The sequence below is a fragment of the Bacteroidales bacterium genome (assembly GCA_026418905.1).
In the GTDB taxonomy this organism is placed as follows: Bacteria; Bacteroidota; Bacteroidia; order Bacteroidales; family DTU049; genus JAOAAK01.
Genome location: JAOAAK010000020.1, coordinates 64,473 through 74,258, shown reverse-complemented (window position 1 = coordinate 74,258; position 9,786 = coordinate 64,473). Strand labels below are relative to the sequence as shown.

Annotated in this window: 7 protein-coding genes; 2 read left to right on the top strand and 5 right to left on the bottom strand. The window is 31.7% G+C overall.

Going from position 1 to position 9,786, the window contains the following annotated elements:
* Both N2Z72_04480 and N2Z72_04475 read right to left on the bottom strand, forming a co-directional pair.
* The coding region (locus N2Z72_04480) for a WG repeat-containing protein (protein MCX7696935.1) at positions 1–450 on the bottom strand (450 nt) is incomplete at its 3' end.
* A 55-nt stretch (positions 451–505) separates the two neighbouring features.
* The gene (locus N2Z72_04475; GenBank protein MCX7696934.1) at positions 506–724 is read right to left on the bottom strand and encodes a hypothetical protein; all 219 of its coding nucleotides are present in this window, start codon (positions 722–724) and stop codon (positions 506–508) included.
* A gap of 1,189 nt (positions 725–1,913) precedes the next feature.
* Here N2Z72_04475 and N2Z72_04470 point away from each other — a divergent pair.
* On the top strand, positions 1,914–3,779 hold the full coding sequence (locus tag N2Z72_04470) for a cation acetate symporter (GenBank protein ID MCX7696933.1): 1,866 nt from the start codon (positions 1,914–1,916) through the stop codon (positions 3,777–3,779).
* Positions 3,780–3,850: 71 nt separating this feature from the next.
* Here N2Z72_04470 and N2Z72_04465 read toward each other — a convergent pair whose 3' ends face one another.
* From N2Z72_04465 to N2Z72_04455, 3 genes are all read right to left on the bottom strand, one after another.
* Positions 3,851–6,550 (bottom strand): cache domain-containing protein, encoded by a 2,700-nt coding sequence (locus N2Z72_04465; protein ID MCX7696932.1) that lies wholly within the window; start codon positions 6,548–6,550, stop codon positions 3,851–3,853.
* Positions 6,551–6,681: 131 nt separating this feature from the next.
* Positions 6,682–7,422 (bottom strand): metallophosphatase family protein, encoded by a 741-nt coding sequence (locus N2Z72_04460; GenBank protein MCX7696931.1) that lies wholly within the window; start codon positions 7,420–7,422, stop codon positions 6,682–6,684.
* Positions 7,423–7,520: 98 nt separating this feature from the next.
* A complete protein-coding gene (locus N2Z72_04455; protein MCX7696930.1) occupies positions 7,521–8,765 on the bottom strand; it encodes a hypothetical protein in 1,245 nt (414 codons plus the stop codon).
* 686 nt (positions 8,766–9,451) lie between these two features.
* Between N2Z72_04455 and N2Z72_04450 the strand changes: the two genes are divergently transcribed.
* Positions 9,452–9,598 carry a hypothetical protein gene (locus N2Z72_04450; GenBank protein ID MCX7696929.1) on the top strand — a complete coding sequence of 49 codons (147 nt, stop codon included), beginning with the start codon at positions 9,452–9,454 and terminating at the stop codon, positions 9,596–9,598.
* Positions 9,599–9,786 lie beyond the last annotated feature (188 nt).

Here is a 9,786-nt window from a genome sequence, read left to right as displayed (position 1 = left end):
ACCATATTTGTCATTGAGTTTTACCAGAGCTAAGCCTTCTGAAAAATCCTTTGCCCAATCATATTTGAAGGGTATCACTTCTTTACCTGATTTATCGATGAACCCCCACTTCTTATTGAGTATTACTCGAGCTAAGCCTTCGGAAAAATCATATGCAACATCATATTTGAAGGTTATCACTTCTTTACCTGATTTGTCGATGAAACCATATTTGCCATTGAGTTGTACCAGAGCTAAGCCTTCGGAAAAAGAGGATACCATATCATACTTACATTCAATCACTATTTTCTTGTTTTTGTCGCAGAATCCCCATTTATACCCTTTGCGGTAGGGGATGAGGTCTGGTAGGTCGTTGGTTTGAGCTTTGAGGAATACGGTCTGGGCTAAAAATCCCAAAAAAACTAAGCTCACGAAACTTTTTACGATCATTTTCTGTTTTTCTTTTTTCATATTTACCTCCTTTTTTTTGGGTTTTACATATGTGATGTGTTTAATAGGCTTTATTTTAATTGAGTCCGAATGGTGGGGAGGGGTGGTCGATCGGAGCATTTGCCGCGGTTTGTGCTATTTTCTGGCAGGCATTCGTGGCTGAAAGTTTCAATGGGTCGAGGAAGAAAAGGGATAAGATTACGTTGATTTCAGCTGTTGAAGGAGGTCGTTGATGAAGAAGAGATGCCCGATGGTTTGAAGCTAATGTTCTAAGAGATGTTGGTTTTTTTTCCATGTAGCTGAATGGGTGATGTGGTGGTGGCAAAGATAGTATAAAAAAATTTGATTTGCAATAAAAATACGTTAATTAGTTTAAAAAAATTTCATGTAAGTTTTGCAGTAGGATGGAAGGGAATCGAACGACGCTTCGACGTTGAGCGATGTTTTCGGAGCAGAATCAGACCGGCGAGCAAAGAAGTACACCTGTGAGATATAGCTGCAAAAACATGCATGCTTTGTTTAATCCATGAACGTAGTAGCTAAGAATAAGGCTACGTGATAGCTTTCTCGATCGGATTAATCTTTCCAATACTCTGTGCCATTTTTGTCTATATATCCCCACTTATAATTGAGTTTTACCCGAGCTAAGCCTTCGGAAAAAGTTTACAAAGTCATACTTACATTCAATGATGCTTTTTACCTCTTTTTGTAAGACTGTTCTCTTAGATGTAAGCTAAAATTAATGTTGTTCATATAATCTGCAAACGGAAAGGTTGACGAGGTTTGAAAAATGTTTGAATAAAATAGTCTGTCTTTTGTTTTTTAACATTAACGAAAAAAGTTTTTGAAATATCCACCACTTGTAAAGATAAAGTTAGTCAAAGTTTAGTATTTATAGAAACTTAAAAGTTATCTTATATCTTGAAACCTTAAAATATTTTCAGGCATGTAGTTATTTTTTGCAGAAAAAAAAGCAACAAAAGCTAAAACTAAATTTGTTTCGTACTAACTTATCAATTAAGATATTCGAATTCCTTTTAAAAATGTATAAAAGCCATTTTTAAAATTAAAAACAATTTTATCAAACAAAAATTCTAATTAATGTTTTGTTTTTTTGAAAGTATTACTTACATTTGTGGGCGTAAATTATAAAAAAAACAAATATGTTGCATGGACCAGCAGTAAAATTAGGAGAAGACAAAGCATCCAAAAAGAAAGCATCATTGGGTGTAAAGTAATTTATTGCTTATTTTTTATTTTACAGTGGTTTTACTTACATAAGTATTACTTATCCTTCATGGATGGGAGTAAAAGTAGTGTTTGGATTGAATTTAGCTATTGTATATGGCTTTAGTTTAATAATTGTAGCCATTATTCTGGGATACATATATCATCTCATTTGTTGGAAGTATGAAAAACAAATGAATAAGAAGGAATAAGTTATGGTTTATGATGTTTCTATTTAGGCTATCGTAATTTTTATCATTTTTGTTGCTTTAGTTTTAGGATTATCCTTTTATTTTGGAAAAAAAACAAAATCTGCTTCTGGATATTATGCAGCTGGTGGAACCATACATTGGAGTGTGAATGGAATAGCATTTGCAGGGGATTATCTGTCGGCAGCATCTTTCCTAGGAATATGTGGAATGATTGCTTTTTTTGGCTATGATGGATATTTGTACTCGATAGGTTTTCTAGCAGGTTGGATTGTAGCCTTATTTATTGTGGCTGAACCTCTAAAAAGATTAGGGAAATATACTTTTACAGATGCTTTGGATGCAAAGTTTAATTCTCGTGGAATAAAGTTGACTGCTTCAATTTCAACATTGATTGTTTCGATATTTTATCTCATACCCCAAATGGTTGGGGCTGGCGACCTCGTTGTTCCTTTGTTAGGTTTACCCCACTGGTTAGGAGTTTTGATTGTTGGAAGTATTGTTATTATTATAGTAGCCACAGCAGGCATGACCTCTACTACGTACGTTCAGTTTATTAAAGGAGGTTTGTTGTTGCTTTCTTCAATTATTTTAACTGTCAGTGTTTTAGTGAACGGTCTAAACAAAAAACCCTATGAAGAATATCACGATTTTGCAACTGCCACTGTCATAAAAACTGATGATGGATATTTTGTTGAGGATAATGCGGACATAAAGTTTTTAGATGTAATTCATGTCAAGGATAAGCTATTTGCAAAAGTAACATTTGAAGGACGAGAAAGATATTTTAATTTAATTCCTCAAGGTAAAGATACTTTCAAAATTGTTGAAATGTTTTCCATAGTGGTAAATTCAAAGGGTGTTTTTTATAATGGTGCTCCCAAAGAGGAGCGCAAGTTTTATCAAGTAGGTCATTTAGCTAAAATTGTTAATGAAGATGGCAAAGAAGTAGAGTCTTCTGGTCCGTTGAATCCTATAAATTTCTTTTCCTGGATAGAGCAAAGTCAAATCGTACGATTTACTAAAGTTTCGTTTCAAGATGGTGAAAATAAAGTAATGGCATGGTATCAAAATGTTACACCTGGTTCAGTCGTTTTGAGACCAGGTTTATTTTATAAATTGGAAGATGCAACCATTTGGCAAAAACTTAATTTTATTTCATTAATGTTGGCTTTGATTTTTGGAACCTCAGCCCTGCCTCACGTGTTAATTAGATATTACACTGTTCCAAGTCAAAAAGATGCGAGAAGATCAACTATTGTGGCAATAGCGGCCATAGGCTTGTTCTATATATTAACCATGTACATGGGTTTGGGAGCTATGATAAATGGAGTACTTGATGTAGAAAGTTCTAATATGGCAGCACCTCTGTTAGCAAAATATTTTGGCATAGGTTTATTTGCTTTTATAACAGCTATAGCATTTGCCACAATACTTGGAACAGTAGCTGGTTTAATTGTTGCTTCGTCTGGAGCAATAGCTCATGATTTTATTGACAATTATCTTAATAAAAATCTATCAGAAAAAGCAAAGGTTTTTACTGGCAGAGTTGCGGCATTTTCAGTGGGAATTATTGCTATTTTGCTGGGTATTTTGTTTAAGGGTATGAATGTTTCGTTTTTGGTAGGATTAGCGTTTTCTATAGCTGCATCAGCTAACTTACCAGCAATAATCATGATTTTATTCTGGAATAAAACAACAGCACAGGGTATTTCTGCTTCGATCTTAACTGGAATTATTACATCAGTGGGTATTATTTTGTTCTCACCATCCATGTTCGGACAATATGGCCTGAATCCAGCTGATGCTCCAATTCCTATTGATAATCCTGGGATATTCTCCATTCCGGCTTCATTTGTAGTTTTGATCGTAGTCTCTTTACTGACTCACAAAAAAGTTGCAAATAATCCTTAAGCATCTTGTTCTAATTCTCATTACTTTAGTGTAAAACTTGCTAAAAACAAGTAAATTTAAGATCAATTAATTTATTGTAAATAAGTTTTGTAATCATTTGAGATTTTGTTTTGAAGCAAATGAATTATGTGTATTGAAAATTTTAAACGTGTTATATCAAAGTCGTTTAAAGAAGTATATTCAATGGTATTATTAGGACTTGTTTTTTGTAATAATTGTTTGGCTTGATGTTTTAATCTTAGTAAATTCAAAAATTTAAAAGATTCCACCAAATTATAGTGTAAATCTGGCGTAATAATCCCTTTATGTTTGAGAATATTTAAACGATTTATTGTGGATGTTTCTCCTATATTATTGGCTAGTGAATATATTCTAATGGCATTAACAATTAAGGAAATGAACTCTTTTATTTTTACATTGTTTGATATAAAAATTTTTGTTTGAGAAATATTTTGCGCTAAAAGTGATAGATATGCTTTATTCGAAAGAGTTGTTTGTTGAATGTGATTAATTAATTGTTTTCTTAATGACTCATTTCCATATATAGTTCTTAAATCAAAAAAAATATTAATATCTAATAAGTCCTTAGGATTGCCTTTATTTATCCATTCAAAGAAATACGATTTCCAAACTGAAATCGGTTGGGTCCACTTGGGATTAGCTGCAGTATTGTTGCCTTTACAAAATTTGTAGCCTAAATCATCTAAAACTTTGGTAATAAATTCGCCGAATTTTATAAAATATGAATGGGTTTCGTTAGAAGTTGAGGTATCTTCATATATGATGGCATTATCTTGGTCAGTTGCAAGTGTTTGTTCCCTTCTTGCTTCGCTCCCTAAAACAACAAATGAAAACCTGCATGGTGGTGTCCCTAACTCTTTAATAGCTTCAGAAATAATTTTTTGAACTATCAAATCGTGTAATTCACTTAAAATCGAAAAAATAGGTAGACAATCATCACTGTTGAGAATGATTTTAATTATTTCTCTATCAAATTCATTTTTAATCTTTCTAAGTTTCTGGATCGAATTGGCATATTGTAACTCTTCCAAAAAACTCAAAGACTTATGGTAATTTTTTTCATAAAAGTTGGAAAGTAAGAAAACACCTACTTCTGTATTTTCCTTTTCAATGATTGCAAGCCTTTGATGATTATTACGTAAGATGTTTATTACATTACCAACAGTATGAGAATGTTGTACTATTGTTAAGGGTGACTTCATAATCTGAAAGGCTCTGAGTTCATGAAAATTTATGTAATTTGTTAATGGGAAAAGTATTTCATCTACGGTAATGTATCCAATTTTATTGTCGTTTTTATCTTTTACAATTAGGTATTTATAATCATAATCGTTTAATAAATTAATGACAGTTGTAAAGGTGGCTGTGTCATTGACAAATTGTAGTGGTAGCAGAAATTGGTCTAATCTGCTACTCATATTAAAAATGCTTGGAATATTCCACGTTGAAAAATAGTTATAAACATTAGCTTTATCCTCAATAATACCTTCACAATGTAGGAAATTATTAGCATTGTCTTTTACTAATTTTAAAGTGATAAAGACTTCTTTTTCTTTATGATGAGCTGTTTTTATTTTAATCAATTTTCTATTGATTTGTTCTTTTTGTTTTAATTCTTGTCTTATACTTAGTTCATCGTTGGGATCAACATATAGCGAGATAAACGAAAATTTGTCTTGTTGTTCTAGTGTTTTGATATGAAGAATATTCAACGCTGTTATATTTGCGTCTAATAATTGTGCACGTTTATCAATGCTAATTCGAACATAACCAATATTCAAGCTATCAAGCAAAGTTTTTATTTGTTCATAAATCTGAGAAAGTAGTTGTTTAGTACTAGCTAAAGAACCAATATCACGAATAGTAAAAATGTAATATATATCGTTCATGATAGAAACTGCAGAAATATTGATGAGTATGTTTTTGTACTCGTTATTTTGTGTTTTAAGAATAGTTTCAAAAGGGTCGAATGTAGTCGATTTTTGTATCATCTTGTTTTTTACATCACTTGGTAGATCAATGTAATTCGCTATGTTTTTACCATAATAATTATTATCTTGTGTCATTTGAACAAACAATTCATTGGTTTGTACTACGTTGAAATCTTTTAACATGACTAAAGCTTCGGTAGATGCTTCTACCAAAGATTTATATTTTTCATAAGATATTCTAAGCATCTCTTCAGCATTCAATCGTTTAGCTTCAATTTTATATGATTGGAATGTTACGAAAGATATTATTAGTATGATAATTATTGTAATAACTAAGCTAGTGACAATGAGTTCATTAGTTAATTGAGATATTTCTTTTTTTACATCGTTAATATATACGCCTGTACCAACGATCCACTGCCATGGTTCAAATAAACTCACGTAAGAAATTTTTGGTAAAATGAGTGTTGAATCGTCTTTAAATTGCCACATATATTCAATGTAGCCACTTTTTTGCTTTTTAACTAGCTTAACACTTTCAACAAAGAGTTTTTTTCCCGTAGGATCAGAATAATTATTTAAATCTTTTCCAACTAAATCCAATACGTACGGATGCATAATCATTTTTGGCTGAGTATCAATGATCCAAAAGTAATCTTTGTTATCAATCCCGTAACGTAATGCTCTTATCTCTTGAAGTGCCATTGCTTGAGCATCCTCTAAGGATCGTTTTCCTTCTTCTACATCGTTATGGTACTTTGTGAGAATACTGATGGTAGCATTAATCAGTTCTTTTATCATCTCTCTTTTCTTATCCATTATTGTTTTTTCAAACTTTGGTTTGAGAAAAAGAAATAAGAAGCTACTGAAAAGAATTATAGTTATAAATGATGGGAATACTATTTTGATGAAAAAATTTTGAAACCGACCTTTTACAATTTTCAAATATTTCATATGTAATGTAATTCTATTTTATTTTTTTGCAGGTCTAAACATATAAAACCAGATCTATAATCATTTCTCACAATAGGGGGTAAGCAAACCCCCAAGGTTTCATCTATTCTTGAATTTTTTTTGTATAATATTTTTCCATTGGTTTGAAAAATCAACATTTTAGTTGGGTGTAAATGACCGAAAAAACTTATCTGAGCGTTATTCTGTCGGACAAAATCGTAATGCATTTTAAAATTTTTTAAAAAAGTCATGTGTTCGGCTGAAAATCCTGTGATATCGGGATAGATATAATGTGAAAAAAAAATATTAAGATTGCCAAAATTAGCGATAACAAATTCTGGTAAGCTATTGAGCCATTCCAATGATTTTTCATTTAATAACGGTGAGAGTTCATTTTCTTCATACAACCAAATTTTGTTGTTTGATATTTCTTTCCTTTTATCGTATGTAAGCTCATACCAATTATCGGGAACAAAAGTATATGGAATATGCATTGGAAGTTTTCTCAGGGCATAATGATCATGATTGCCAACAATTACGTATTTGCAATAAGTAGATAGAAGATGAATGCACTTATTTGCATTTCTAGAAGATAAATGCTTATGATAAGGTACACTAAAACCAATAATATCACCCAAGCAAACTATTTCATCTGCTTTTATCTTTTCAATTTTTCTGAAAGCAAGTTCGAGAGTTTCAACGTCTTCATGAACATCTGAAATAACAGCTATTTTCATTTATTTTCTAATTGGAGGATTGTAAAATAAATAAAAAAATTTTTTTAAAGAAACATTAGAAATGAGATGGTTTTGAAACAATATTAATTTTTTTCGGTTTAAAAGTTGTAAAAAACGGCAAGCAAAAGCCTAATATTACTAACATCGTGGGTTTTTGTTACCTTGCCATTATTTTGTAACTTGCCATATGCTGCGTTGGTTATTTCTACTTCACTTGAAAACATAACTTTATCCACTACATATGAAATTCTGGGAGAAATGCGATATAAGTAATCTATATTTTGGCCACGTACGTATGTTTTTGAACCTGTTTTTAAATCGCATAGAGTCCCCATATTTTTCGCATAAGCACAATACATACCTAATTGCCACTTCGCTAAATTTAGTTGAAAGTCGGCCCAAATAGTTCCTGTCACAAAACTTGTGTATTTTTTTATATTTTTTACTGTGTCTAAAATATCACAAGCAGCATACCCTCCGATCATCATGATGTTATGTGCATTTTGCGCATAGTTGGCTCCTATTTTTGATGTGAAGTTTTTAATTTTTTGTTGGAGATAACCATAGAAAGATAGGGCAGAAACTTTACTATTAGAATAGTAGTTAGAATCGGTTTTAAGTTCGGGAATTATTTCAAAATAATTAGCGCCAGCAACAAAAAGGAATTGAATTGAATCTAGCTTAATTACAAATTCCCCATTTAGCCCGGGTATTGCAGAGTTTCTTAAATATCTGCTCGATGGTCCAGCAGGGCCAGTACTTGTGAAATCCCTTTCACTCCAAGCAGTAAAATTTACAGAAAAAGATGGAATAAATCGATAACTTAATTTAACTTGGGGATTTCTTGAAAAAGGTATAAATGGTGCACCTGTATTAAACGATATTGTTCCAGGAATTGCATTAACAGGAAACATAGGGTGCCAAAATTGCCCTATCATTAATTCAGTCTTTGGCCAATTAAGTTTTAAAAATGCATGACGTAATCTCAAACCATTCATATCACCTTCTCCAGTTCCGAAAAATTCAGTTTCGATCAAGCCACTTGTTTTTGCATTTAACACATCTGGACCCGTGAGGCTTGCGCGAACCCTTGTCTGTATGCTTAGTATATGAAAAACATCATTATCGTTTATATCTTTGCCATCAGAGTCACGAAGAATGCTGTCTGGAAAAAGATAAAAGTGACCTTCTCGTAAAGCATTAGCAGGCGATGATTGTCTCGTATCGTAAATAATGTCGGTCTTTACAAATCCTGAAAATTTAACACTCGTTTTTGTCTCATTTTGAGCAAAAACATTGCTTACTGAAAACATTAAAAAAAATAAACTTAGAAAATTTCTCATACTCAATCTGCTTAATGTGTTACACAAAAAATATTAAAAAAAATATCAAGCGACAGTAGTAAAAAATTTTTTAGAACTAACATACAAAAAATGACTAAAGTTTTTAAATCCCTGGCAGTAAACACTTAAATCACTTAAATCCATTACGTTTTGTGTGACAAGATCAAACCAACTTTTACGGTGTCGAATCTTAATTACTTTTTATTTCGAATAATTTTTAGAAAAAAATTCCTGACAAATTTAAGAAAAAAATGATATGACTAGATAAATTAATCTGGTCCTATTCTCAGTAGTGTATTCATTATAGACTCATTTTTTTGATTCAATATGTTGTATTAGTAGAAGAAACAATGGAACTTGCAATTTTAACGATGGGCAATGTGCTTTTCGTGATATGATTATAGCCGATTTTACAGTTATTGTGTAGAAACTACAAGGAAATCATCTAAAAATGTTTATAATGTTCCAATTAGCTAATTGATTTGTTGCATACGCATACTTCTATGACCATTTTACCACTGCTTGATTTTATTCTAACATGAATTGTAGTTGCTGACTCGTTATAAGAATTCGCTCGTTATCCAATCTTTTACCAATGCATACACGATGTTCATTTTCCTATGCAACCACGACAATTTACCCTCATTGGGTTATTGTATACTCTATTTTCCCCTTTAAATTTTTTTGTGATCTATTATTCTGAAGTAGCAGCCGACGCTATTTCTATGCAAGTCGATATTAAATTCGTTTACCTTTTTCGAATAAGTCAGGTAAAAATCATGGTTTTCGACAATTCCTTTGGTAAGTTGGACTTCACTCCTCACAATGACTAAAGCTGTAAATATGTTATGAGCAATCGAACGAATTCATAAATATCTCAGTCAATCCCGCACACTTCTTTGTATTGCAACCTTCTTACATGTAACAACATATAGAACGACAACAACTGCGATTTCTTGAAACATGCAACCAACTGTTTGCTGTAATACGAAATAGATAGACTACTACACATTTTGAACAA